This is a genomic window from Micromonospora sp. NPDC004704 (assembly GCF_053601675.1).
In genome coordinates this window covers 21,020-45,121 of sequence record NZ_JBSGCD010000028.1, presented here as the reverse complement: position 1 = coordinate 45,121, position 24,102 = coordinate 21,020, and the positions used below count along the sequence as shown (strand labels likewise).

General features: G+C 71.2%; 20 protein-coding genes. 11 read left to right on the top strand and 9 right to left on the bottom strand.

Going from position 1 to position 24,102, the window contains the following annotated elements:
• The first annotated feature begins 104 nt into the window (after positions 1-104).
• A complete protein-coding gene (locus tag ACWEFB_RS29020) occupies positions 105-461 on the top strand; it encodes a hypothetical protein (protein ID WP_326559136.1) in 357 nt (118 codons plus the stop codon).
• Positions 448-1,464: a T3SS (YopN, CesT) and YbjN peptide-binding chaperone 1 gene (locus ACWEFB_RS29015; protein ID WP_452290463.1), complete on the top strand. Its 1,017-nt coding sequence runs from the start codon at positions 448-450 to the stop codon at positions 1,462-1,464. The genes ACWEFB_RS29020 and ACWEFB_RS29015 overlap by 14 nt, the downstream gene beginning before the upstream one ends.
• Positions 1,465-1,476: 12 nt before the next feature.
• Here the strand turns inward: ACWEFB_RS29015 and ACWEFB_RS29010 are convergent, their stop codons facing one another.
• Positions 1,477-1,977: a MarR family winged helix-turn-helix transcriptional regulator gene (locus tag ACWEFB_RS29010; protein ID WP_452290461.1), complete on the bottom strand. Its 501-nt coding sequence runs from the start codon at positions 1,975-1,977 to the stop codon at positions 1,477-1,479.
• A gap of 99 nt (positions 1,978-2,076) precedes the next feature.
• Here ACWEFB_RS29010 and ACWEFB_RS29005 point away from each other — a divergent pair, with 99 nt between their 5' ends.
• From ACWEFB_RS29005 to ACWEFB_RS28980, 6 genes are all read left to right on the top strand, one after another.
• Positions 2,077-4,152, top strand: a complete 2,076-nt coding sequence (locus ACWEFB_RS29005) for an MMPL family transporter (protein ID WP_452290459.1) — start codon at positions 2,077-2,079, stop codon at positions 4,150-4,152.
• A gap of 71 nt (positions 4,153-4,223) precedes the next feature.
• Entirely contained in the window at positions 4,224-4,955 is a 732-nt protein-coding gene (locus ACWEFB_RS29000; RefSeq protein ID WP_452290457.1) for an ABC transporter ATP-binding protein, read from the top strand.
• The gene (locus ACWEFB_RS28995; protein WP_452290455.1) at positions 4,952-7,528 is read left to right on the top strand and encodes an FtsX-like permease family protein; all 2,577 of its coding nucleotides are present in this window, start codon (positions 4,952-4,954) and stop codon (positions 7,526-7,528) included. Before ACWEFB_RS29000 ends, ACWEFB_RS28995 begins: the two co-directional genes overlap by 4 nt.
• Positions 7,529-7,572: 44 nt before the next feature.
• The gene (locus ACWEFB_RS28990; RefSeq protein WP_452290453.1) at positions 7,573-8,808 is read left to right on the top strand and encodes a sensor histidine kinase; all 1,236 of its coding nucleotides are present in this window, start codon (positions 7,573-7,575) and stop codon (positions 8,806-8,808) included.
• A complete protein-coding gene (locus tag ACWEFB_RS28985; protein WP_326559142.1) occupies positions 8,796-9,452 on the top strand; it encodes a response regulator transcription factor in 657 nt (218 codons plus the stop codon). The genes ACWEFB_RS28990 and ACWEFB_RS28985 overlap by 13 nt, the downstream gene beginning before the upstream one ends.
• A 78-nt stretch (positions 9,453-9,530) precedes the next feature.
• The gene (locus ACWEFB_RS28980; RefSeq protein ID WP_452290450.1) at positions 9,531-10,136 is read left to right on the top strand and encodes a class I SAM-dependent methyltransferase; all 606 of its coding nucleotides are present in this window, start codon (positions 9,531-9,533) and stop codon (positions 10,134-10,136) included.
• Between the two features lie 18 nt (positions 10,137-10,154).
• Here the strand turns inward: ACWEFB_RS28980 and ACWEFB_RS28975 are convergent, their stop codons facing one another.
• The 3 genes from ACWEFB_RS28975 to ACWEFB_RS28965 form a co-directional block, all read right to left on the bottom strand.
• Positions 10,155-12,623, bottom strand: coding sequence for a family 20 glycosylhydrolase (locus ACWEFB_RS28975; protein ID WP_452290448.1), 2,469 nt, complete (start codon positions 12,621-12,623; stop codon positions 10,155-10,157).
• A 231-nt stretch (positions 12,624-12,854) separates the two neighbouring features.
• Complete coding sequence (locus tag ACWEFB_RS28970) at positions 12,855-13,586, bottom strand: cation transporter (RefSeq protein ID WP_452290446.1); 732 nt, start codon at positions 13,584-13,586, stop codon at positions 12,855-12,857.
• Entirely contained in the window at positions 13,586-13,915 is a 330-nt protein-coding gene (locus ACWEFB_RS28965; protein ID WP_452290444.1) for an ArsR/SmtB family transcription factor, read from the bottom strand. Before ACWEFB_RS28965 ends, ACWEFB_RS28970 begins: the two co-directional genes overlap by 1 nt.
• Positions 13,916-14,062: 147 nt before the next feature.
• Between ACWEFB_RS28965 and ACWEFB_RS28960 the strand changes: the two genes are divergently transcribed.
• The gene (locus ACWEFB_RS28960) at positions 14,063-15,217 is read left to right on the top strand and encodes a magnesium and cobalt transport protein CorA (protein WP_452290442.1); all 1,155 of its coding nucleotides are present in this window, start codon (positions 14,063-14,065) and stop codon (positions 15,215-15,217) included.
• A gap of 65 nt (positions 15,218-15,282) precedes the next feature.
• Here the strand turns inward: ACWEFB_RS28960 and ACWEFB_RS28955 are convergent, their stop codons facing one another.
• Positions 15,283-16,068 (bottom strand): peptidoglycan DD-metalloendopeptidase family protein, encoded by a 786-nt coding sequence (locus ACWEFB_RS28955; RefSeq protein WP_452290440.1) that lies wholly within the window; start codon positions 16,066-16,068, stop codon positions 15,283-15,285.
• A gap of 105 nt (positions 16,069-16,173) precedes the next feature.
• Positions 16,174-17,595 carry a short-chain fatty acyl-CoA regulator family protein gene (locus tag ACWEFB_RS28950; protein ID WP_452290438.1) on the bottom strand — a complete coding sequence of 474 codons (1,422 nt, stop codon included), beginning with the start codon at positions 17,593-17,595 and terminating at the stop codon, positions 16,174-16,176.
• 183 nt (positions 17,596-17,778) lie between these two features.
• Between ACWEFB_RS28950 and aceA the strand changes: the two genes are divergently transcribed.
• Both aceA and aceB read left to right on the top strand, forming a co-directional pair.
• On the top strand, positions 17,779-19,149 hold the full coding sequence (gene aceA, locus ACWEFB_RS28945) for an isocitrate lyase (protein WP_452290436.1): 1,371 nt from the start codon (positions 17,779-17,781) through the stop codon (positions 19,147-19,149).
• Positions 19,150-19,160: 11 nt separating this feature from the next.
• Positions 19,161-20,762, top strand: coding sequence for a malate synthase A (gene aceB, locus ACWEFB_RS28940; RefSeq protein ID WP_452290434.1), 1,602 nt, complete (start codon positions 19,161-19,163; stop codon positions 20,760-20,762).
• Positions 20,763-21,182: 420 nt separating this feature from the next.
• On the opposite strand, the gene ACWEFB_RS28935 is transcribed toward aceB, so the two are convergent.
• The 3 genes from ACWEFB_RS28935 to ACWEFB_RS28925 all read right to left on the bottom strand — a co-directional run bounded on the left by ACWEFB_RS28935 (position 21,183) and on the right by ACWEFB_RS28925 (position 24,090).
• Positions 21,183-22,022, bottom strand: a complete 840-nt coding sequence (locus ACWEFB_RS28935; RefSeq protein WP_452290432.1) for an aldo/keto reductase — start codon at positions 22,020-22,022, stop codon at positions 21,183-21,185.
• Between the two features lie 312 nt (positions 22,023-22,334).
• Positions 22,335-23,495 carry a hypothetical protein gene (locus ACWEFB_RS28930; RefSeq protein WP_452290430.1) on the bottom strand — a complete coding sequence of 387 codons (1,161 nt, stop codon included), beginning with the start codon at positions 23,493-23,495 and terminating at the stop codon, positions 22,335-22,337.
• A 94-nt stretch (positions 23,496-23,589) separates the two neighbouring features.
• Positions 23,590-24,090, bottom strand: a complete 501-nt coding sequence (locus ACWEFB_RS28925; RefSeq protein ID WP_452290428.1) for an SRPBCC family protein — start codon at positions 24,088-24,090, stop codon at positions 23,590-23,592.
• Positions 24,091-24,102 lie beyond the last annotated feature (12 nt).

The window sequence follows — 24,102 nt, the reverse complement described above, 5'->3', positions numbered from 1 at the left end:
CCGGGGCCGCTACCGTTCAGACATGGTCGGCGGCTCGGACGATCGTCAACGCGATCACGACGCCGGGTAGGTAGGCAAGCGACCACGATCAGTACAGTAGGGGCGTGTCTCTATGGATCGCCGCAACTTGGGGACTTGTCGGCAGCGCCGTCTCCGAAGCGCTGAACCTCTACGCCATGATGCGCCCGACCACCGAATCGAAGGGGCGCTGGCAGTGGCCGTGGCGGGACAAACGGGACCGTCCGATCGTGATGTTCGCGGTCGCGCTGCGAGCAGTCGCCGGCACCGGGCTGGCGGCAGCCGCCTCCGCCGGTGGGCTGGCCACGACGGCCTTCGCGACGTTCACCTTCGGCGTGGCCGCACCCCTGGTCATCGCCAAGATGTTCGACCAGATCCGGGTGCTCGACCGACCGACGACAAGGGACAGTCAACCGGGAGGAAGCGACGATGACGCCGCCTGACGGTTTCTTCCGCCGGCTGGCCTGGGCGCTGGCGGCCCAGCCGTCCACCACCACCGCCTCCGTGCCGCTACCGACCCGGACCAGACTGGCCGCGGCGCTCGCGGCCAGACCCATCACCCAGGCACGCGGGCTGGTCGACCTGTCCGCCTGGCCCGGGGACAAGATCACCGACCAGGTCAGGTGGGTGGTGGCGCAACTGCTCGGCACCACCGCCGACCAGTTGCGCGTCGACTCCGACGGAGACATCGGCATCCGCGCCGGGTCAGCGATCATTTTCGTACGGGCACAGGAGGATCCACCGCTGGTGGACGTCTTCTCGCCACTGCTCACCGGGGTCCAGCCGACGGAGTCCCTCTACCGTCGACTCTCCGACCTGACCAACGGCATGGTGATCGGCCGGATCTACTGCACCGGGGACACGATCTGGGCCTCGGTCCCGGTCTTCGGGGAGGACTTCCAACCCACCCACCTGCTGCTCGCGATCCAGGCGATGATCAGGTTGGCGGACGATCTCGACGATCACCTGCACCAGGAATTCGGGGGCAGTCGGTTCTTCGGGGCGGAGGCGTCCGGCCTGACACCCGTACCGGATCCGACCGGGTACCTGCGCGACCTGGCCGACTCCGGTGAGTCCCGTGCGGGCAGGGTGCTGGCGGACCTGCTGGCCGATCGGGGACGCGTCGAGGAGTTGCGGATCCGGGCGGAGAGCGGCAACGGGCACGCCGCGACCCGGCTCGCGGCTCTCCTCCTCGACCAGGGCCACACCGACGAGGCCGAGCACTTCTGGCGACTCGCGGTCGGGCAGGGCGAGCCGAACGCCCGCCCCGAACTGGCCGATCTCCTGGTCGCGGACGGACGCGTCGAGGAGGCGATCAGCCTGTTGCGCGGCGGGCCGGAGGACGACTGGCGCTCGGTCGGTCTGCTGCTCGCCCTGCTCGCCAAGCAGGGCCGCACCGACGAGGCCCTCGACCTGCTCCGGTCCCACACCCCCGGGTCGCCCTGACCGTCCGCCCGGCTACTCCGCCGGGTTCCGGGCGGCGCGTACGGCGTCGCGGTGGTCGCGCATCGAGTCCACCATCATCCGCATGAACCGGTGGACGACCTCGAGTTCCTCGTCGGTGAACCGCTCCATCACCACGTCCGTACGCGCACCGAGCGGACGGAAGAACTCCACCGCGACCCGGGCGCCCTCGTCGGCGTACCGGAGGAAGACCTTGCGCCGGTCGGCGGTGTCCCGGTCCCGGCGGATGTGGCCGGTTCGCTCCAACCGGTCCACGAGTGCGGTGACCGAGCCGGAGGAGAGGTTGAGCTGCTCCCCCAGCCGGCCCGGCGTGATCGGCTCACCCCGGCGCTCGGCGTGCATGACCGCGATCAGTGCCTGCAGGTCGGTCACGCCCAGGCCGTGCAGCGCGGCGAACGCGTGGCCGATGTGCTGGGCGTCGACCGTGTAGTTGCGCAGGTCGGAGACGATCTCGCCGGAGAGGACCGCCCGTCGGGTCTCCCTCGGTCGATACATGCCGTCCACCACTGTGCCGATTCCCTCCACCCAGCTTGCACCTTATCTCACCCGTCGATAATCTCGGCCATCGAGATACTCGACGGTCGGGAGTTACGCATGGGTGCGTTCGGGTCCAGGATCGCGCACGTCGTCAGCGGACGGTGGAGCGCCTGGCTGGTGCTGCTGATCGCGGCGGTGCTTTCCGCCGGTGTCATCGCCCTCGGCGGCGAACCCCACACCGACAACAACCCCACCTCGGCCCTGCCCGACTCCGCCGAGTCGGTACGGGTCGCCGCCCTCCAGCGCCAACTGCCGAGCGGACAACTCAACCCGGCCCTGGTCGTCTACTCCCGCGACGGTCAGCCCCTGCGCCCCGAGGACGAACGCGCCATCGCCTACGACGCCCGCGCGTACGCCACCGAGGCGGTAGGTGGGCAGGTCTCCCCGCCGGTCCTCTCCCCCGACCGGCAGGCCGCCCTGCTGGCCGTACCGCTCCCGGCCGACCTGCCCAACGACGAACTCGCCGGCATCGTCGACCGGCTGCGCGCCACCGCCCGCGACGGCCTGCCCGAGGGGACGATCGCCCAGGTCACCGGGGGCGCCGGATTCACCACCGACGTCTCCTCCGCCTTCGACGGCGCGAACGTCACCCTGCTGCTGGTCACCGTCGCGGTGGTCGCGGCCCTGCTGATCGTCACCTACCGCAGCCCCTGGCTCTGGCTCGTGCCACTGGCCGTGGTCGGTGCCGCCGACGTGGTCGCCAACGCGGTCATCGCGATGGTCAGCCGGGCCGCCGCGCTGGACATCGACGGCTCCACCACCGGCATCGTCGACGTGCTCGTCTTCGGCGCCGGCACCAACTACGCGCTCCTGCTGATCGCCCGCTACCGCGAGGAACTGCGCGGCAGCGCCGACCGGCACCTGGCCATGCGCCGCGCGCTCTCCTCGGCCGGACCGGCCATCGCGGCCAGCGCCACCACGGTCTGCCTGAGCCTGCTCACCTTGCTCACCGCGATCCTCGGCAACGACCGGACCATCGGTGTCACCGGCGCGCTGGGCATCGCGGTCGCCGCACTGTTCGGGCTGATCGTGCTCCCCGCCGCCCTATCGGTCTGCGGGCGTGGCCTGTTCTGGCCGTTCGTCCCCCGCGAGGGCCAGGCCGACCCGACCCGTACCGGCGTCTGGGCCCGGATCGGCGGCCTGGTCGCCCGACGCCCACGGACGGTGCTCGCCGGCACCCTGGTGGTACTCGCGGTGCTGGCCGCCGGGCTCGCGGACGCCCGGCTCGGGCTGAGCAAGACCGAGCAGTTCCGGGTACAGGCCGAGTCGATCGACGGCCTGGCGACGCTGAGCCGTCACTTCCCGGCCGGTTCCGCCGACCCGACCGTGATCGTCACCCGGTCGGCCGGCGAACGGGCGGTGCTGGAGACCACCGAGGCGACACCGGGGGTCTCCGGCGCCCGGGTCACCGAACGCGCCGGCGACCTGGTCGCCATCGACGTCGTACTCGACACGGAGCCGGACAGTGCCGCCAGTTACCGGACCATCGAGGAACTCCGCGACCGGGTCCACGCCGTGTCCGGAGCGGAGGCGCTGGTCGGCGGTACGGTCGCGGCGAACCTGGACACCCGCCGGGCCGCCGTACGCGACCTCAGGGTGGTGGTACCGCTGATCCTGGCCGTGGTCCTGATCGTGCTGATCCTGCTGCTGCGTTCCCTGATCGCCCCGCTGGTGCTGGTCGCGACCGTGGTGGCCACCTTCTTCGCCGCCCTGGGGGCCAGCAACTTCCTGTTCACCCGGGTCCTCGACTACGCCGCGCTGGACACCTCCGTACCGCTGCTGGCCTTCCTCTTCCTGGTCGCGCTCGGGGTGGACTACAACATCTTCCTGGCGACCCGGGCGCGGGAGGAGACGCCGACCGGGGGCACCCGGCAGGGCATGCTGACCGCCCTCGCGGTCACCGGAGGGGTGATCACCAGCGCCGGCATCCTGCTCGCCGCCGTGTTCGCCGTACTCGGGGTGCTGCCGCTGGTCACCCTCACCGAGATCGGTGTCATCGTCGGGCTGGGCGTGCTGCTGGACACCCTGCTGGTGCGAACGCTGCTCGTACCGTCGATCGCGATCACCCTGGGGCGCCGGTTCTGGTGGCCCGGCGCGCTGTCCCGCACAGAGGCGGCGGAACCTCGGAGGTAGGGACAGCCCCACCATCGGGTTCATGGTTCGCCATGTGTTGCCCGGACAGCCCCTGCACCAGGCTGATCACCATGGGAAACACAGCGGTGGTCGAAGTGGTCGAGGTAACGAAGACGTACCCCGGAGGAGCCGGGATACGGGCGCTCGCCGGGGTTTCGGTGGCGTTCGCCGCCGGTACGTTCAACGCGGTGATGGGGCCGTCCGGCTCGGGCAAGTCCACGTTGCTGCACTGCGCGGCCGGGCTCGACACACCGGACAGCGGACGGGTGCTGCTCGCCGGCCAGGAGATCAGCGAGTTGCGCGAGCCACGGCTGACCGAGGCGCGCCGCCAGCGGGTCGGCTTCGTGTTCCAGTCGTACAACCTGCTGGACTCGCTCTCGGTGTGGCACAACGTACTGCTGCCGCAACGGCTCGCCGGGGTACGCCCCGACCTCAACCGGGCGCGCGAGGTGATGCGGCGGGTCGGCCTCGCCGGACGGGAGAACGACCGGCCGGCACAGCTCTCCGGCGGGCAGCGACAGCGGGTCGCGCTCGCCCGGGCGCTCGCCGCCCGACCTGAAGTGATCTTCGCGGACGAGCCGACCGGGGCGCTGGACCTGTCCACCGGCCGGGAGGTCCTGGGACTGCTGCGGGAGGCGGTCGACTCCTTCGGCACCACCGTCGTCATGGTCACCCACGACCCGGCCGCCGCTGCCTGGGCCGACCGGGTGGTGTTCCTCGCCGACGGCCGCATCGTCACCGAGTTGGCGGACCCGACGGCGGAGAAGGTCGCGGCGGAGATGATGTCGGTGAGCGCCCGATGATGCATCTGGCCCTCGGCACGCTGCGCCGCCACCGCGGCGTTTACGCCGGCACGTTCCTTGCCGCCTTCCTCGCGGTCGCCCTGCTCGCCGGTGGTGGCCTGCTGCTGTTCTCGGTGCTCACCGCGAAGCCGCCGGCCGACCGGTTCGCCGCGACGGACCTGGTCGTCTCCGGTGCACGGGAGGTCAGCCTGGAAACGGTGACCACGAAGGAGAAGAAGGACAAGGTCAAGGTCAAGCGAAAGGTCAAGACCGAACGACTCACCGGTGCCGGTACGCTGCCGGCCGACCTCGCCGGCCGGATCGGGGCGCTGCCCGGTGCCGCCACGGCCGTCGCCGACACCGCGTTCCCGGTCCAGGTCGCCACGCCGGCCGGACGGGTCGTGCGCGGAACGGACGACGCGCCCGTCATCGGCCACGGCTGGGCATCGGCGGCGTTGACGCCGTACACGCTGACCGGGGGCAGTCCGCCCGACGCCGGCCGGGCGGTGGTCGACGCGGACCTCGCCGCACGCGGCGGGCTCGTCGTCGGCGGCGAACTGGTACTCACCACCCGCACCGGGGTACGCACCGTACGGATCAGCGGCATCGCCGCACCCGCCGGCCGCTCCGGCCTGGCCGCGCAGGGCGCGCTGTTCCTCGCCGACAGCGAGGTGCCGGCCGTGTCCGGACTCGACGGTCCAACCGCCGTCGGCGTGGTCGCCACGCCCGGCGCCGACCGGGCCGCCCTGTTGTCAGCCGTACGGGAGGTCGCTGGCGGAGCGGCCGTACTGACCGGTGCCGAGCGGGTACGGGCCGACCTGCCCGGTGCACTGCCCGACTACATCGGACCGATCTCCATCTTCGGCTTTGTCATCGGCATCACCGCGTTCGCCGCGGTGTTCGTGCTCACCGGCACGGTGACCCTCGGCGTACGGCAACGACTGCGCGAACTGGCCCTGCTGCGTACGGTCGGCGCCACTCCGGACCAGTTGCGCCGGCTGCTCGGGCTGGAGAGCGTCGTCCTGGCCGCCGTCGCGGCGGTGCCGGCCGCCCCGCTGGGCGTGCTCTTCGCGCACGTGGTGGCCGGACGGTTCCGAACCCTCGGGGCGGTGCCGGCACAGTTCACGGTCCAGGTCAACGTACCGGTGCTGCTGCTGGCGGGGCTGGCCGGCGTACTGGTCACGTTCGTCGCCGCCCGGATCGCCGGCCGTCGTGCCGTACGGGTCGCGCCGACCCAGGCGCTCGCCGAGACCGCGACGGCACCGGCCGGCGGCGCGGTGGTCCGGGCGCTGCTCGCCCTGGTGACCGCCGGTGGTGCGGTCAGCGTGCTGACGTTCGTGCCGCTCGACGGGGTGCTCGGCATGGGCATGAGCTTCGTGTCCTGCGCCCTGCTGCTCTGCGCGGTCGCCGCCCTCGGCCCGGTCCTGGTACGGCTCCTGACCGCACCGGTATCCCGACTGGCCGGTCTGGGCGGCGCGACCGGATGGTTGGCCGGACTCGTCACCCGGGCCGAGAGCCGGCGGGTGGCGGCCGTCGCGGTACCGCTGGTGCTGATCTTCGCGATCAACGCGACCATGCTGCTCAACGGCTCGCTGATCGAGCGGTTGACCGGGCAGGAGCAGGCGGCCCGGACGGCCGGCGCGACCGCGCAGGTGACCGCGACCGGCGGGTTGCCGCTGAGCACCGTCGACCGGCTGGTCGCCCTGCCCGGCGTGACCGGTGCCGCGGCCACCCTGCCGACCCGGGTGATCGTGGCGCAGGGCGGCAAGCCCGAGGACTACCCGGCCCAGGGCCTGCTCGTCGCCGGCAGCGAACCGGCACTCGACCTCGACGTGCAGCGGGTCACCGCATCCGGCGCCGGTACGACCTCCGCCCCGGAGGTGCTGGCCGGGAACGGTACGTTCGCCGCGAGCGTGGCCCTGGCCCGCCAGTACGGCTGGCGGACCGGTGACCAGGTGCCGCTCTGGCTCGCCGACGGGCACCGCACCGAACTACGGCTGACCTCGGTGTACGAGCGGGCACGCGGGTTCGGGGAACTGGTGCTGCCGGCGGCACTGGTCGCCGCGCACGACCCCCGGGGACTGGCCGGCATGGTGGCGCTGCGCTACCACGGCGACGTGGCCGCACGGATCAACGCCGACTGGCCGACCCTGCGGGTGACCCCCACCGCTTCGGCTGCCCCCGCCGGAGATGCGCAGAACCAGCAGGGCGCCTGGGAACTGATGGTCGTCATCTCGCTCGGCTTCACCGCGATCGCCGTGGTCAACACGTTCGCCATCGCCACCGCCGCCCGCCGCCGCGAGTACGCCGACCTGCGGTTGGTCGGCGCGACGACCCGCCAGTTGCACCGGCTCGCCGGCCGGGAGGCGCTGATCACCGTCGCGGTGGGACTGCTGCTCGGAGCCGCGGTCACGGCGATCGTGGTCGGCGCGTTCAGCACCGCGCAGGACGGGACCTTCCGGCTGATCGTCGACCCCGTGACGTACGGCGGGATGCTCGGCGGGGTCGCGCTGCTCGGCCTGCTCGCCGGGGCGCTTCCCGCCCGGTTCATCCTGCGTCGGCGCAGCCTGCCGGCCGTTGCCGAGGGGCGCTGACGGTGCCGGTCGGGGTCCGCGCCGTCGGCACTAGCATCCTTGCGATGACAAAGGCGACGGCGCGGGCCCTGGCGTACCTGGTCAGTGGCGTGGTCGCGGGCGTTGCCGGGTTCGCCTTCACCCTCGCCTCGGTCCTCGGCGTCACCCTGCTGGCCGTCACCCAGCTCGGCGGGCCCGCCTTCCTCTGCGCCGCCCGGCTCGGCCGTACGCTCGCCGGCATCGAGCGGCGCCGCGCCGGCTGGGTGCTCGGGGCGACGATTCCCGCACCGTACCTGCCGGGCACCGGCGGCACGGTCCGCCAGCGGGTCACCGCCGTGGGAACCCAGCCGGCCACCTGGCGCGACTTCGCCTGGCTGGTCCTGCTGTTCCCGCTGGGTCTCGCGGGTGGGTGCGCCGCGATCGTGGTCAGCGCGGTCGACCTCGGTGCCATCGTGGCGCCGGTCTGGGCGTGGGCGGTGCCGAATCCGCACGCGCCGTTCCCGATGAAGCCGCTGATGACCACAACGTCCGGCCGGATCGTCCTCACCGTGCTCGGGCTGCTCCTGGTGCCGGTGGTCGCGTGGCTGCTGCGTACCGTCGCGGGTCTGCAGGCCCTGTTGGCGCGGGCCCTGCTCGCGCCGGGCACCCACCGGCGCCTGGTGGAGCAGGCGGCCCACCTGACCGAAACCCGGCAGCGGGTCGTCGACGCGCAGGCCGCGGAGCTGCGCCGGATCGAACGCGACCTGCACGACGGGGCGCAGGCCCGGATCGTCGCCGCCGGCATGACCCTGGCCCTGGCCGCCCGCAAACTGGGCACCGGCGGCGGGACGACCACCGGCGCGCAGGCCGACGTCGCGCTCGCCCGGCGACAGCTCGACGAGGCGCTCGCCGAGCTGCGACGCCTGGTACGCGGCATCCACCCGCCGATCCTGACCGACCGTGGCCTGCACGCCGCCCTTGCCGCGCTGGCCGGCGACAGCCCGCTCACCGTCGAGCTGAACGGCGACGCCGGTGACCGCTACCCGGCCGCGGTCGAGTCGGCGGCGTACTTCGTCGTGGCGGAGGGACTCACCAACGCCGGCAAGCACGCCGACGCCACGACCTGCACCATCGACCTGTCCAGGGTCGCCGACACGCTCCGGATCCGGCTCGCCGACAACGGTCGGGGCGGAGCCGACCCCGACGGATCCGGACTCGACGGGCTGCGTCGCCGGGTCGAGGCGCTCGACGGCGTACTCACCCTGACCAGTCCGGTCGGCGGACCCACCATCCTGGAGGCGGAGTTCCCATGCGCATCGTGATCGCCGAAGACCTGCTCCTGCTGCGCGAGGGTCTGGTGCGGTTGCTGACCGACACCGGGCACACCGTCGTCGCGGCCGTCGACAACGCCGACTCGTTGGTGGCGGCGGTGACCGAGCACCGGCCGGACGTGTCGATCGTCGACGTCCGGCTGCCACCCGGATTCCGGGACGAGGGCCTGCGGGCCGCCCTGCACCTGCGGGCCACCGACCCCGACACCAGGGTGCTCATCGTCTCCCAGTACGTCGAACGCGCGTACGCCGCGGAGCTGCTCGCCGACGGGCGCGGCGGTGTCGGTTACCTGCTCAAGGACCGGGTCACCGCGCTGGACGACTTTCTCGACGCGGTCGACCGGGTCGCCGCCGGTGGCACCGCCATGGACCCCGAGGTGGTCCGGCAGTTGTTCACCCGCAACAGCCGCAACCACGGCATCGACGGTCTCACCCCACGGGAGCGCGAGGTGCTCGGCCTGATGGCGGAGGGACTGTCGAACTCGGCGATCTGCGCGAGGCTGGTGCTGGCTCCCGTCTCGGTCGAGAAGCACATCACCAACATCCTCGGCAAGCTCGACCTCCCACCCGCGGACGACGCCCACCGCCGGGTCCGCGCCGTACTCGCCTACCTCAACGCGCCGGTCCAGGGCTGATACGTGCCCGTGCGCCCTGGGTCGCGGTCGGGGCGGGGTGGGGCGGGAGGCACGGGTGGGGGTGGTTACGGTGGGCTCATGCAACGACCAACACGGTGGGTGACCGAAACCGCACCCGGGCATTCGCAGTGGTACGTCGACCGGTTCCGGCAGTTGGCTGCCGAGGGGGCGGACCTGGCCGGTGAGGCCCGGCTGGTGGACGCGATCGTGGCGCCCGGCGCGCGGATCCTGGACGCCGGGTGCGGGACCGGTCGGGTGGCCGCCGCACTCGCCGTACGCGGTCACCGGGTGGTGGGCGTGGACGCCGATCCGCTGCTGATCGACGCCGCCCGCGTCGACCACCCCGAACTGACCCTGCTCGTCGCCGACCTCGCCGAACTGGACCTGCCCGCCGCCGGGCAGCCGGATCCGTTCGATGCCGTGGTGGTCGCCGGCAACGTGATGCCGTACGTCGCATCCGGCACGGAGGCTGCCGTACTGACCCGGCTCGCCGCGCACGTACGCCCGGACGGGCCGGTGGTGGTCGGGTTCGGCACCGACCGGGGCTACCCGTTGGCCGACTTCGACGCCCACGCCGACGCCGCCGGGCTACTGGTCGAGCAGCGCTTCGCCACCTGGGACCTGCGCCCGTGGCGGGCCGACGCCGACTTCGCGGTCACGGTCCTGCGCCGCCCGCCGGCCTGACCCGTCACCCCGCCCAGGTCAGAGGGCTCGGCACTGGCCGGTGGACGGGCCGTGCACGGTGTTGGGTAGGCCGTCGTTCACGGGTGCGGGTGTGTTGCCCGTGCAGGCGAGCGGGCCGTTGACGGTGTTGCCGGCGACCAGGGGTGCCGGGACGGTGGCGGTCCCGGTCAGGACGAGCGGACCGCTGATACCGACCCGTTCCACGATCACGTCACCGGTGGTCCCGTTGATGCTCACCGGCCCGCTGACCGACCCGCCGAGCAGTTCGACCACCGCCGCACCGGTCGCCGACACCGGTCCCCGGATCGACGCACCGGTGGCGATCAGTGATGCTCCCGCCCGTACCGTCACCGGTCCGGACACCGTGGCGCCGGCCAGGCAGGTCACCCCGGCGGCGACGAGCAGTGGACCGTTGTGGTTGCCCGAGACCGTCGCCGTGCAGGTGTTCACGACCACGGTGAAGTGGGCCGTCGTGGTGCCGCCCGGTCGGGTGGCCGTGATCGTCGCCCGGTAGACGCCGTCGCGGGCGTACGCGTGCTGCGCCGTGGCCGAGTAGATGCCGTTGATGGTCTTGTTCGTGCCGGCGGTGCCGCTCAGGGTCGCCGCCGACGTGGTCCCGTCGCCCCAGTCGACCGTCGCCGCCACCTGGTCGACCGCCGCACCCGGAGTGGCGATCGAGGCGATCTCACCGGACACCGTCCGCCGGTCGGTGGTGATGTCCGGGGCTGCCACGTCGACCCGCCAGGGCACCTGCGGGGAGGCGTAGAAGTTCTGGCCCTGCACCTGCCGGCGTGCGCCGTGGCCGGCGATCCGGGAGACGAAGGAGGCGAGGTTGCGTTCGGGGTGGACGTTCGGCGACCAGCCGATCTCCGCCGTCGCCGGCATCCGGGGGAAGACCTGGAACTCGATGTCGGCCAGGGTCCGCAGCGTCTCGGACCAGATCGGCGCCTCGACGCCGATGATGTCCGCGTCGGTCACCGCGGGCAGGGTGATCCCGCCGGTGGTACGCGCCGGAATGTAGGCCCCCGGGTCGCTGCTGGTGCCGGACCAGTTGTAGAACTGCGACACGTCCAGCCGGCCCGCCCAGCTCAACCCGAGCGGGCTGCCGACGAACTGCTGCATGTCCAGGTAGGTGTGGTTGGCCGGTGACATGACGACCTTCATGCCCTTCTGCACCGCCCGCCGGGCCGAGTCGCCGCCGGAGCCGGTCGGGTTCCCGTTGTTCCAGAACTGGGCCACCGCCTGCGGCGATCCGGGCCGGTCGAAGTTCGCCTGGGAGATCTCCGCCCAGCCCATCACGATCTTGTCCTGTGCCTTGACGATCTGGGACTCGCGGTCGACGAAGTCGACGTACCGCTCGCTGGACAGGGTCGTCGCGGGCACCTCGTCACCGCCGAGGTGGTAGTACGGGCCGGGTGTCATCGCGCTGAGCTGGCTGACGATGTCCGTGATGATCGCCCAGGTGTTGGGGCTCTCCGGACACATCGCGCTGTAGCCGACGGCACCGGTGAGGTTCCACTGCGGCGGGGTGCGGTTGGTGCAGTTGACGTCGGGCAGGACCGGGTCGGCCTGCGGTCCGGCGTACGACATGACGATCGCGTTGGTGTGCCCGGGTGAGTCGACCTCGGGGATGACGGTCATGAAGTGCGCGGCGGCGTAGTTGACGACGTCGACGTACTCGGCCTGGGTCCAGTAGCCGCCCGGATCGTTGTTGATGGAGAACTGGGCGCCGATGGTGGTGAGTTCGGGCCGACCGTTGATCGCGATCCGGAAACCCTGGTCGTCGCTGACGTGCAGGTGCAACACGTTCAGCTTGTACGCCGACGCCTGGTCGATCAGCCGCTTGGCGACCTCGGGCGACTGGAAGTGCCGGGCGATGTCGAGCATCACGCCCCGGTAGGCGTACCGGGGGCTGTCGGTGATCCGTACGCCGTCGACGATCCACGGGCCGGGGCGTACGGTCGGGCTCTCGATCCACGGCGGAAGCAGTTGACGCAGGGTCTGTACGGCGTAGAAGAGCCCGGCCGGCTCGGCCGCTTCCAGCCGTACCCCGGCGGTCGAGGCGTCGAGTCGGTAACCCTCGGCGCCGAGGTCGGCGGTGCCGGTGAGGTGCAGTCCGATGTCGCCCGGCTGGGGCGTGGCCGTCGCGACCGGGAGCGGGTAGCCGGTCGACGGGCGCATGATCGCCGCCAGGGTCTCCGCCACCGGGAGTGCCTCGGTGGCGTCGGGGGGCACCACGATCCGGGTCGCCGGTCCGACCACGAACGACTCCCCTGGCACGTTGACCAGATTGGCCGGGATCGGTACGAGTTGGGCCGGGCCGGTCGGGGCGGTGTCCGCCAGCGCCGGTGTCGCCGACGGGCCGGCGAGCACCATCGTCTGGACCACCAGCGCGAGCGTGAGTACGGCGCCGCCGAGCCGGCGTCTGCGTACCCGGGTGGAGCGCCTGTCCCCTGTGCCTGTCATCAACCGGCCGGACGTCTGCATGTCACGCTCCCTGCTCGGGGGGTGCGCGGCGCCCGTCCGCGCACATCGGCCCGCTGACTCAGGGGTCGGGACGCAGTGCGGTGACGGTCGACCGGCGCGACTTGAGTGATCAACGCGAATGACGCTGGCCGAATGATAGGCACCGATGCGACGTACTGTAAAGAGTCCTTACATTGGGTGACCGGAGCCGGAGCGCGCCCGGCACCGACGGACGGGTCGCGCCGACGGGCTTCAGGACGAGCAGCACCCGTCGGCGCAGCCCGAGCCCGCCGCCGCGCCACCTCCGGGCAGCCCCGCCGCGCCGTCGGGGCCGATACCGCCCGCGGCCGGCGGTAGCGGGGTGCAGCAGGTGTCGCCGCGCCAGGCCGCTCGGCCCTCCCTGACCGCCACCGCCGCGATCACCAGCGCCGCGACCGGATCCGCCCAGGACCAGCCGAACAGGCTGTTGAGCGCCAGGCCCACCAGCAGCACCGCGGACAGGTAGGTGCAGAGCAGGGTCTGCTTCGAGTCCGCCACGGCCGACCGCGAGCCCAGTTCCCGCCCGGCCCGGCGCTGGGCGTACGACAGTAACGGCATCACCGCCAATGACACCGCCGCCAGCACGAGCCCGACCGACGAGTGTTCCGCCTCCCCGCCACCGGCGAGGGCGCGTACCGCCTCCACCGTCACGAAGGCGGCAAGGGCGTAGAAGGAGCACGCGATCAGCCGCAGCGCGGTCCGCTCCCGTGCGCGCGGATCGGCACCCGCGAACTGCCACGCCACGGCCGCCGCGGAGGACACCTCGATCACCGAGTCCAGACCGAAACCGATCAGCGCGGTGGAGGACGCCGCGACACCCGCGCCGATCCCGATCACCGCCTCGATCACGTTGTACGTGATCGTCGCGGCGACCAGGAGCCGGACCCGCCGGGTCAGCACCGCCGACCGTTCCGGCCCCGGTCCGAGGGAGATCGCGGTGGCCATCAGCAGCAGTCCTGACTCTCGGACTCCGCACAGGCAGCGGGGTCGACCGCGAGCACCAGGCCCAGCAGGTCACCCAGCGCATGGGCCAGGCGGGGGTCGGCCAGCTCGTACCGGGTCCGGCGACCCTCCGGTACGGCCACCACCAGGCCGCATCCGCGCAGGCAGGCGAGGTGGTTGGAGAGGTTCTGCCGGGTCGCCCCGAGCAGGTCCGCCAGCTCCGCCGGATAGCCCGGTCCGTCACGCAGCGCAAGCAGCAGGCGGGCTCTCGTGGGGTCGGACAGGGCGTGGCCGAACCGGGCCAGCACCTGGCCGTACGTCAGTGCCTCCATGGGACGGGACAGTACACGATCTGCTGTATTCAGGAACCACTGAACCAAGTTCCGGCCTCCGGATAGCCAGGGGCCGTCCGGCCGTCGGCGAACTCTGCGAGTGTGGAAGACGAGCTTTGTTCGGACCAGCGGGGGTGGAGGCGTGGCATGTCCGATTGGCGGTCCCGCGCCCAGCGTCCGGCCAAGCGCGCCTGGCGCCGGTCGCACGAGCGGTACCCGCAGCCCTCGCCGCCGGAACTGTCGATGGACCCCCGGGCCGAGACCCAGCCGGCATCGGTGGAGGAGAGTGTCGTCACCTCCGGCATCTACCGGGACGGTCACCGCGTCGACGCGCCGCCGAGCGTGACCGGGACCTGCGAGCTGCTGCGCCGGCAGCCCGGCACGATGGCCTGGATCGGGCTCTACCGACCGGCCGAGGCCCAGCTCATGGCGGTGGCCGAGGAGTTCGGCCTGCACGAGTTGGCGGTCGAGGACGCCGTGGTCGCCCACCAGCGCCCCAAGCTGGAACGGTACGGCGAAACCCTGTTCGTGGTGCTGCGCGCCGCCCGCTACCTCGACGAGATCGAGGAGGTCGACTTCGGGGAACTGCACGTGTTCGTCGGCCCGAACTTCGTCCTCACCGTCCGGCACGGCGAGGCCCCGGACATGGGAGCGGTACGGCGCCGGATGGAGAACGATCCCGAACTGCTGCGTCGTGGTCCCGAGGCGGTCCTGTACGCGATCCTGGACGCGGTGGTGGACGGCTACGCACCCGTGGTCGCCGGGCTCCAGCACGACATCGACGAGATCGAGACCGAGGTCTTCGGCGGGGACCCGAAGGTGACCCGCCGGATCTACGAACTCTCCCGCGAGGTGATCGAGTTCCAGCGGGCCTCCCGACCGTTACTGGACATCCTGCGGGCGCTGTCCGCCGGGTTTGCCAAGCACGGCACCGACGAGGAGCTACGGCGTTACCTGGGTGACGTGGCCGACCACGCCACCACCGCCGCCGAACGGGTCGACGGCTTCCGCCAGATCCTCACCGACATCCGTACGCTCAACGCCACCCTGGTCTCACAGGCGCAGAACGAGGAGGTCAAGCGCCTGACCGAGGCCAGCTACACGCAGAACGAGGAGGTCAAGAAGATCTCCGCGTGGGCGGCGATCCTGTTCGCGCCGACCCTGATCGGCACCATCTACGGGATGAACTTCGACCACATCCCGGAACTGCACTGGAGCTTCGGTTACCCGTTCGCCCTGGCGCTGATGGCCCTGGTCTGCACCTGCCTCTACCTGGTGTTCAAACGCCGAGACTGGCTGTAAAAACCCGAAGGCGGCGCCGCGACCGGAGGAGGGTCGCGACGCCGCCGGTTCGACCGGGGCCGTTGTCAGCAGCGGGGTACGCCGGGGATGTAACCGTCGTAACCGGTGAGGACGTACGTGTCCGAGATGAACCTGCCGGTGCCGATCCGGTCCCAGATGTTGCTGGTGCCGTACGTGCCGGTGACCGTGGTGCCGGTCGTCTGGCACTGGATGGTCACCCGGGCACCGTCGGCGACCGCACCCACGATTCCGTAACCGGTCCCCGGACCGGAGCGCACGTTGAGGTCGGTCCCCGACGTGTTGACCGTGCCGGTGGCGCTGCCGCCACTGCCGCAGTTGTTGTCGCTGGTGTACGTCTTCGTCCCGTAGTAGAGGGCGAGGGCGCCGTTGAAGCGGACCTGGGCGTACGAGCCGTTGAGCCGCTGTTCGTAGTGCAGGTGCGGACCGGTCGAGCCGCCGGTCGTGCCGACGTACCCGATCACCGTGCCGTACCCGACGGTCGAACCGACACCGATACCGCTGGCGAAGCTGCTCAGGTGGGCGTAGTAGGTGGTGTAGCCGCTGCCGTGGTTGATCCGGATGTAGCGGCCGTAACTGGTGTTCCCGAGATCCGTCCTGACGTCCACGGTCCCCGGCGCGCTCGCCACCACCGGGTCGCCGTCGTCGTTCGTACGGTTGAAGTCGATCGCGGGGGCCGGGCTGTGGTCGGTCCGGGTCTGCCCGGACCATGACTGTCCACAAGGGAACGGAACCTTGAAGGTGGGCGCGGCCATCGCCGGTGCGGCGGGCACGAGCACCATCCCCACCAGCAGCAGTACGGCACCCACGGCGGACAGCAGACGTTTACGCATCGAACTTCTCCTCTGCCGAAACTTGGTGATCGGGGTCACAGCCTGGCAGAGCGATCATGAACAACATAGGTGGACATTGATCTCGGAAAGGTAAACAGCGACGATTCACCGGTCCGGTTCGGCGACCGGGTACGGGGCGAAGGTGCTGTGGTTCTCGTCGATGGACAGCCCGCGTCCGATCTGCGGGAACGCACGCTGCGGGCAACCGCTGCGTTCGCAGACCTTGCACCCGATCCCGATCGGCACGGCGGCGTCGGCGTCGTCCAGGTCCAGCCCGGTCGAGTAGACGAGACGCCCGGCCTGGCGCAGGTCGCAACCGAGGCCGATGGCGAAGGACTTGCCCGGACGGCCGTACCGACCGGGGGCCCGGGTGACGGTACGGGCGATCCAGAAGTAGCGCCGCCCGTCGGGCATCGCCGCGATCTGGGTCAGGATCCGGCCCGGCGCGGCGAACGCCTCGTAGACGTTCCACAACGGGCAGGTCCCGCCCGTACGGGAGAAGTGGAAACCGGTCGCCGACTGGCGTTTCGACATGTTGCCGGCGCGGTCGACCCGGATGAACGAGAACGCCACCCCGCGCGCCCTGGGTCGCTGGAGCGTGCTGACCCGGTGACAGACGGTCTCGTACCCGATGCCGTAGTGGGTGGCCAGCCGGTCGAGGTCGTAACGGAACTCCTCCGCGTTCGCGTGGAAGTCCCCGTACGGCAGGATCAGCGCGGCGGCGAAATACTTGGCCAGCCCGATCCGGGCCAGTGTCTCCGAGTCCGGGCTGCTCAACGCGGCCGCGTCGACCAGGTCGTCGAGGATCTCCCCCACCTCGGCGAAGGCGAGCTGGGTCGCCATCCGAATGGCCAACGCCCCCGGACGCAGGTAACCCGACAGGTGCAGCAACTGGGTCCTCGGGTCGTACCGGTGCAGTTCGTCGTTCTCGCCGGAGCCCGGCTCACCGACCCGGACCCGGATGCCGTGCATGCCCAACCGCTGGGCCAGCACCGGACGCATGTCGCCGGGACGGATGCCGATCACTCCGGCGAGCCGCTCGGCCGCCTCGTCGAGTTCGGCGATGTAGTTGTGCCGCTGGTAGAAGTACTCCCGGATCTCCTCGTGCGGTCCGGATCCCAGCTCCCCCATCTCGTGTTCCCGGTCGCCGGTCAGGGCCGCGAGCTGTTCGGCGAGTTGCCGGTACCGGCGGTGCACGGTGACCAGCGCGTGTGCGGTGTGCGGCATCCGCTGGGCGAGTTCGGCCGCCTCCTCGGTCGGGATGTCGAGGCGCAGCGTGTCGTCGGAGGAGACCTCCCGGATCTCGGCGGTGAGCCGGGCGGTGTCGTGGGTGGCGAAGAAACCGGCGTCGACGCCGAGTGACTCGCTGATGCTCAACAGCACCGGCACGGTCAGCGGCCGGGATCCGTGCTCGATCTGGTTCAGGTAACTCGGCGAGATCCCGAGCAGGCGGGCAAAAGCGGCCTGGGTCATCCGGCGTTCCTCGCGCAGTCTGCGCAGCCGCGCGCCGGCCACGTCCTTCTGCATCGACGGCCTCCCCTCCCAGGTTGGGCTGCCAGTTTGCCAACAGTACCTTCGCAACCTTTGCAATACCGCACCGAAGATTGGCAACTGTTGGCTGATTGGGGCCATCGACCAGTGCGTTCACCTGTGTCACGGTCGATCCACAGGCAGTACCGAGTCGAGCAAATCGGATGGAAGGACGTTGGCATGGACGAGTTCACGGGAACGAAGACGTCGGGTACGGCCAACGGCGTAGCGGCCGGTCACGCGGGCAACGAACCGCGCGCGGCGGGGACCGCCTCGGCCGCCGAGCTGACCCGGCGATGGGCGCAGGACCCGCGTTGGCGGGACATCCGCCGGACGTACACGGCCGACGACGTGGTGCGGTTGCGGGGCAGCGTGGTGGAGGAGCAGACGCTGGCCCGGCGCGGGGCGCGTCGGCTGTGGGAGTCGCTGCACAGCGAGGACTTCGTCCCCGCGCTGGGGGCGTTGACCGGCAACCAGGCCGTGCAGCAGGTGGCCGCCGGGCTGAAGGCGATCTACCTCTCCGGCTGGCAGGTCGCCGCCGACGCCAACCTGGCCGGACAGACCTACCCGGACCAGAGCCTCTACCCCGCGAACTCGGTGCCGGCGGTGGTGCGACGGATCAACAACGCGTTGCTGCGGGCCGACCGGATCCAGCACGCCGAGGGCGGCGGGACCGGGCCGGCGGACTGGCTGGTCCCGATCGTCGCCGACGCCGAGGCCGGCTTCGGCGGGGTGCTCAACGCGTACGAGCTGATGAGCGCGATGATCACGGCGGGTGCGGCGGCGGTGCACTGGGAGGACCAGCTCGCCTCGGAGAAGAAGTGCGGCCACCTGGGCGGCAAGGTGCTGATCCCGACCGGCCAGCACATCCGTACGCTGAACGCCGCCCGGCTGGCCGCGGACGTCGCCGACGTGCCGACCCTGATCATGGCGCGTACGGACGCGGACGCGGCGACCCTGCTCACCACCGACGTGGACGAGCGTGACCGGGAGTTCCTCACCGGTGAGCGCTCGGCGGAGGGGTTCTACCGGGTCCGGCCGGGGATGGCCGCGTGCATCGCCCGCGGCCTGGCGTACGCGCCGCACGCGGAACTGCTCTGGATGGAAACGTCCACTCCGGACCTGGACGCGGCCCGTACGTTCGCCGAGGCGATCAAGGCCGAGTACCCGGACCAGTTGCTCGCCTACAACTGCTCGCCGTCGTTCAACTGGCGCAAGCACCTCGACGACGCGACGATCGCCAAGTTCCAGCGCGAGCTGGGCCACATGGGGTACAAGTTCCAGTTCATCACCCTCGCCGGGTTCCACGCACTCAACCACTCGATGTTCTCGCTGGCGCACGGCTACGCCGCCGGCGGCATGTCCGCCTACGTCGACCTCCAGGAGCGCGAGTTCGCGTCCGAGGCCGACGGCTACACCGCCACCCGGCACCAGCGCGAGGTCGGCACCGGCTACTTCGACCTGGTCAGCACCGTGATCAACCCGACCAGCGACACGGTCGCGCTGCGCGGGTCGACCGAGGAGGAACAGTTCACCGGGGCGGTGTCCTGATGCCGACCACTATGCGTTCACAGATCGCGGTCGTCGGTCCGGACGGTGACCGGTACGACGAGATCCTCACCCCGGAGGCGCTGGACTTCGTCGCCCGGCTCGACGCGGAGTTCGCCGGCCGGCGGGCCGAACTGCTGGTGGCGCGGGCGCAACGCCGGGAACGGCTGGCCCGGGGCGAGGAGTCGCTGGGCTGGCTGGCACAGACCGCGTCGATCCGGGCCGACGGGAGTTGGCGGGTCGCCGGTGCCGCGCCGGGCCTGGTCGACCGGCGGGTCGAGATCACCGGGCCGCCGGACCGGCGGATGACGGTCAACGCGCTCAACTCCGGTGCCCGGGTCTGGCTGGCCGACTTCGAGGACGCCCTGTCGCCCACCTGGTCCAACCTGATCGACGGGCAGCTCAACCTCCGCGACGCGATCGACGGGCGGCTCGACTTCACCGCGGAGACGGGCAAGCGGTACCGGGTCGGGCCGGACCCGGCGACGATCGTGGTACGGCCGCGCGGCTGGCACCTGGTCGACAAGCACGTGATCGTGGACGGGCGCCCGGTGTCGGCGAGCCTGGTCGACTTCGGGCTCTACCTCTTCCACTGCGGGCAGCGGCAGGTCGACCGGGGCAGCGGACCCTACTTCTACCTGCCGAAGCTGGAGAGTCACCTCGAGGCCCGGCTCTGGAACGACGTGTTCGTACTCGCGCAGGGGCTGCTCGGAATGCCGCACGGGACGATCAGGGCGACCGTACTGATCGAGACGATCACCGCCGCGTTCGAGATGGACGAGATCCTGTACGAGCTGCGCGACCACTGCGCGGGGCTGAACGCCGGCCGCTGGGACTACATCTTCAGCCTGATCAAGACGTTCGGTACCCGGTCGGAGTTCGTCCTGCCCGACCGGGCCCAGGTGAGCATGACCGTGCCGTTCATGCGCGCGTACACCGAACTGCTGGTGTCGACGTGTCACCGCCGGGGCGCGTACGCGATCGGCGGGATGGCCGCCTCCATCCCGAGCCGGGACGCCGAGACCAACAGCCGCGCGATGGCGAAGGTGCGCCAGGACAAGGAACGGGAGGCGGCCGACGGCTTCGACGGCTCCTGGGTGGCGCATCCGGGGCTGGTGCCGATCTGCCGGGACGTCTTCGACCGTACGCTCGGGGACCGGCAGCACCAGCTCGACCGGCTCCGCGACGAGGTCCGGGTGGGCCCGGCCGACCTGCTCGACATCGCCGCCACCGGCGGCACCGTGACCGAGTCCGGGGTGCGCAACAACATCGCGATCGCGCTGCGCTATCTCGACGCGTGGCTGGGCGGCAACGGGGCGGTGGCGATCTTCGACCTGATGGAGGACGCGGCCACCGCCGAGATCGCCCGGTGCCAGGTCTGGCAGTGGATCCACACCGGCACCCGACTGACCGACGGCCGGACGGTGGACGAGGAACTGGTCCGCAAACTGCTGGCCGAGGAGGTCGCGGCGGTCCGGGACGCGACCGATGCCGCCGGGCACCGTTGGGCCGAGGCCGAGGAGATTTTCGTACGCACAGCGCTCGGCGAAACCCTGCCGACGTTCTTCACCACCGGCGCGTACGCGACCCACCTGGTTGGTCGCCGTACCGGATGACTTGCCGCGAGACCGGTCGGACAGCAACGGGACCACTCCCGGGAGTGATCCCGTTGCTGCTCCCCCTCCCATGGTCAGGCAACGTTCGTCACGGTCACCCATGGACGACACCGTGGGGGCCCGACGCACGGATTCTGGTCACGCTCCCGAGGAATCCGGCGTTGGCGTCGACCCCGAGGTGCCACGCGGTCGCACACCATTCCGACCTGCGGGTCTTCGTGACCTGCTGAACGGATCAGGAGGTCGATCCACTGTCGGATGCGCGCGCCGACATCGAGTAAGTACGTGTGCTGGCTCCAGGACGTCCGCCGTTTCCAGCCATCGACCGTGTCCGCCGTTCGAAGCACTCATCACCGCCGCGCGACGGTCCGACAACCGAGCGACTTCGCGTTGATCGCCATGCCCTCGGCGGCAGTGGCGCTAAAGCATCTCCAGCGGTTGCGGGCCGACCGGCGGCGGGAACGCCGTGTCGAGTGCCGCCACGTCCTCGTCAGTCAGATGCAGATTGCGCGCGTCAGCGTTCTCCCGGGTGTGTTCGGGCTTGGACGATCGGGGGATGGCCGAAACCATCTCCTGCCTCAGCAGCCAGGCCAGCGCCACCTGAGCGGGCGTGGCCCGATGCCGGGCGGCGACCTCCGCGACCTGGGGGTGGCCGAGCAGTCGGCCCTGCTCGATCGGCGAGTACGCCATCACCGGGATTCGGTGCTCGCGTAGCCATGGCAGTAGGTCGTACTCCGGACCACGGCGGGTGAGGTTGTACAAGATCTGATTGGTCGCGCAGGAGTTCCCGCCCGCCTCGAGTAGCTCCGTCATGTCGGAAAGATCGAAGTTGCTGACGCCCCACTGCCCGATGTCACCGGCGTCGACGAGTTCGGCGAACGCCTCGATCGTCTCCGTGAGTGGATGCGTGCCGCGCCAGTGCAGCAGGTAGAGCTCGATGTGGTCGACACCGAGTCGTTGCAGGCTGCGACGGCAGGCCTGCACGGTTCCCCGTCGGCTGGCGTTGGACGGCAGCACCTTGTCGACCAGAAAGACGTCGGTGCGTCGTCCGACGATCACCTCGCCGACGAGTTCCTCGGAAGCGCCGTCACCGTACATCTCCGCGGTGTCGACCATGGTCATGCCCAGGTCGAGCCCGGCGCGTAGGGCCGCTATCTCGTCTTGCCGCCTCGTGGGGTGCTCGCCCAGGTACCAGGTTCCCTGGCCGAGCGCGGGCATCGTCTGGCCGGACGGCAGCTCGATCGCGGCGGCGCGGGTCATGTTCGCCTCTCCGGAACCTGGGTACCAGTGTTGCCTGCGTTACCCGCTGCGACAGGCAACACACCCTCGTAGCGGGATTGGGCCTCCCCGGGTCAAAGTAGCCGCTGGACCCTTTCACCGGCCGTCGCCGGTCGGAAGCTGCCGGCTGCCGCGACCGCCTTCGGACGGCGGGGCCAACTCCAAGACGCCGTCGGCCAACGGGCCGCAGGACGTGGGGCAGGCCCCGGTGCCGTCGGCGATCGAGGTTCAGCGGCTCGGTTGACCGCGGGCAGCGGCGCCACGGCGGTCCTGACCCTAGCGCCGACCGGGCCGTCAGCCGGCCTCGTCGTTGCGCTCCGGCTCAGGCCCGTCACTGGATATTGGCCCGTCCTCGCTGCTCGGTCCCGGTTCGGCTTCGCCGGTCGGATCCGGCCCATCCTGCTCGCCGGTCAGCTTCGCGTCGGGCTGGTAGCGATATGCCGCTTCCCGTACTGCTGAGTCGGACTCGAGTCCGGCGCCGAGTGCGCCGCCGACGGTGGCCAGTGAGCTGGCGAGCCATCCGAGCTTGGCCTGGTGGGCGACGCCGGCTGGTCGGCCGGTGGATTGGGCGAGCAGGTCCCAGGGGACGAGGGCGATCGCCCCGATGATGGTCAGCGCGGCGAGCGCCACGTACAGCGCGAGGACGCCAATTACCACGGTGAGGACGGTGACCACGTTGAAGAGGACGACCTGTTCCCGGGCTCCCGGGCCGTGCGGGACCCGCTCCCAGAGGCGCGCCCCGAGCACCATGGTCAGCACCACCGCCAGGACGGATCCGGCCGTGAGCAGGGCGAGCCGCAGGTTGCCCGAGGCCGCCGACAGCTGCCAGATGTCGACGCTCACCAGGGCGAGGACGGCGGTCGCGAAGGCACCGACCAGCAGCCGGGAGAGCCGGACGGCCAGCCGCCAGGGCCGGTTCGCCCGGAGCATGCCGAGCAGGAGCCGCAGGTTGCCGCCGAACACCCCGGTCAGCAGGCCGATGCCGGACGCCTGGTGGTTCACGCGTGCGCCGAGTTCCCGGGCCCGCCGTCCGGTGGCCAGTCGTCGGCGGTACGGGCCGGCCCGTACCGGGTCGCCGACCGCGTCGGCATCGCCGAGCAGCGCCGCGAGGAGCCGATCCCCGGCCTCGGCCAGCCGCCGGGCCCCGGCGACGGGACCGAGCGCGGGCATGGAAAGGACCGCGACGCCATGGGTGCTGCTGGCATGCGCGACCACGGGTCGTCGCGCGGTCTGCAACGGCAGGTCCGTCACGCAGAGGACCAGACTCCAACCCTCGGCCAGCATCCGCCGCCGGGCTGCCTCGATGAGCTGACCGAGGTCGGCCGGCCCATCGACGAGCCGCGCCACCTGGAGGCGTACCGCCCAGTCGACCTCCGGGACCCGGCTGCGGAGCCGGTCGGCGAGTTCCGCGGCGGCCCCCCGCACCAGGTCGGCCGCGGCCCCGGGGGCGGCCACCACACCCACGACGACGGGCCCGCGCCTGGTCACCACACGCCCGGAGCCAGCCCGGCCGCTTGCCCGGGCGTGGCGCCGGTCCGTGGGGCTGGCTTCAGCACTCGAGGTCGTCCTTCAGGATGGTCATTGCCGTCTTCAGCCGCTCGGTATAGAGCGGCAGCAGGTTCTCCTTGATGGTCGCCCGGGCGGCCTCGTCCACCGGGTTCAGGGCGTACGTCCACTCGATGCTCGTGGTGCCGTCCTCCTGGTCGCTGAAGTACCAGGACCCCTCGATGCTGTCGACCACCTCGCGCAGCCGCGGCGAGCTGAAGTTGTCGATCCGGTACGAGAACGAGTTCGGCGGCTCTACCGTCAGTAGTTCTTCCTCGTTGGTCGAGCCGTCGTCGGAGGTGTTCGTCCGGCGCAGGCCCGGGGTGTTCCAGCCGGTGGTGACGCTGCTGGCCACGATTGCCGACGAGTGTCCGGTTCTGGGGAAGATGTGGCTCAGGTCGACGTCGACGACGTACTCGAAGACCTGGCCGATGGGAGCGTTGACGGTACGGGTAACCCGGACGAAGTCGTCCCCCACCTCGGTGCAGTCCCGGTCGACGCCCATCACCGCCTCCTG

Coding starts and splice junctions, on each gene's coding strand:
- ACWEFB_RS29015 (WP_452290463.1), top strand. CDS start 448: ATGACGCCGCCTGACGGTTTCTTCCGCCGGCTGGCCTGGGCGCTGGCG.
- ACWEFB_RS29010 (WP_452290461.1), bottom strand. CDS start 1,977: ATGTATCGACCGAGGGAGACCCGACGGGCGGTCCTCTCCGGCGAGATC.
- ACWEFB_RS29005 (WP_452290459.1), top strand. CDS start 2,077: ATGGGTGCGTTCGGGTCCAGGATCGCGCACGTCGTCAGCGGACGGTGG.
- ACWEFB_RS29000 (WP_452290457.1), top strand. CDS start 4,224: ATGGGAAACACAGCGGTGGTCGAAGTGGTCGAGGTAACGAAGACGTAC.
- ACWEFB_RS28995 (WP_452290455.1), top strand. CDS start 4,952: ATGATGCATCTGGCCCTCGGCACGCTGCGCCGCCACCGCGGCGTTTAC.
- ACWEFB_RS28990 (WP_452290453.1), top strand. CDS start 7,573: ATGACAAAGGCGACGGCGCGGGCCCTGGCGTACCTGGTCAGTGGCGTG.
- ACWEFB_RS28985 (WP_326559142.1), top strand. CDS start 8,796: ATGCGCATCGTGATCGCCGAAGACCTGCTCCTGCTGCGCGAGGGTCTG.
- ACWEFB_RS28980 (WP_452290450.1), top strand. CDS start 9,531: ATGCAACGACCAACACGGTGGGTGACCGAAACCGCACCCGGGCATTCG.
- ACWEFB_RS28975 (WP_452290448.1), bottom strand. CDS start 12,623: ATGCAGACGTCCGGCCGGTTGATGACAGGCACAGGGGACAGGCGCTCC.
- ACWEFB_RS28970 (WP_452290446.1), bottom strand. CDS start 13,586: ATGGCCACCGCGATCTCCCTCGGACCGGGGCCGGAACGGTCGGCGGTG.
- ACWEFB_RS28965 (WP_452290444.1), bottom strand. CDS start 13,915: ATGGAGGCACTGACGTACGGCCAGGTGCTGGCCCGGTTCGGCCACGCC.
- ACWEFB_RS28960 (WP_452290442.1), top strand. CDS start 14,063: ATGTCCGATTGGCGGTCCCGCGCCCAGCGTCCGGCCAAGCGCGCCTGG.
- ACWEFB_RS28955 (WP_452290440.1), bottom strand. CDS start 16,068: ATGCGTAAACGTCTGCTGTCCGCCGTGGGTGCCGTACTGCTGCTGGTG.
- ACWEFB_RS28950 (WP_452290438.1), bottom strand. CDS start 17,595: ATGCAGAAGGACGTGGCCGGCGCGCGGCTGCGCAGACTGCGCGAGGAA.
- aceA (WP_452290436.1), top strand. CDS start 17,779: ATGGACGAGTTCACGGGAACGAAGACGTCGGGTACGGCCAACGGCGTA.
- aceB (WP_452290434.1), top strand. CDS start 19,161: ATGCGTTCACAGATCGCGGTCGTCGGTCCGGACGGTGACCGGTACGAC.
- ACWEFB_RS28935 (WP_452290432.1), bottom strand. CDS start 22,022: ATGACCCGCGCCGCCGCGATCGAGCTGCCGTCCGGCCAGACGATGCCC.
- ACWEFB_RS28925 (WP_452290428.1), bottom strand. CDS start 24,090: ATGGGCGTCGACCGGGACTGCACCGAGGTGGGGGACGACTTCGTCCGG.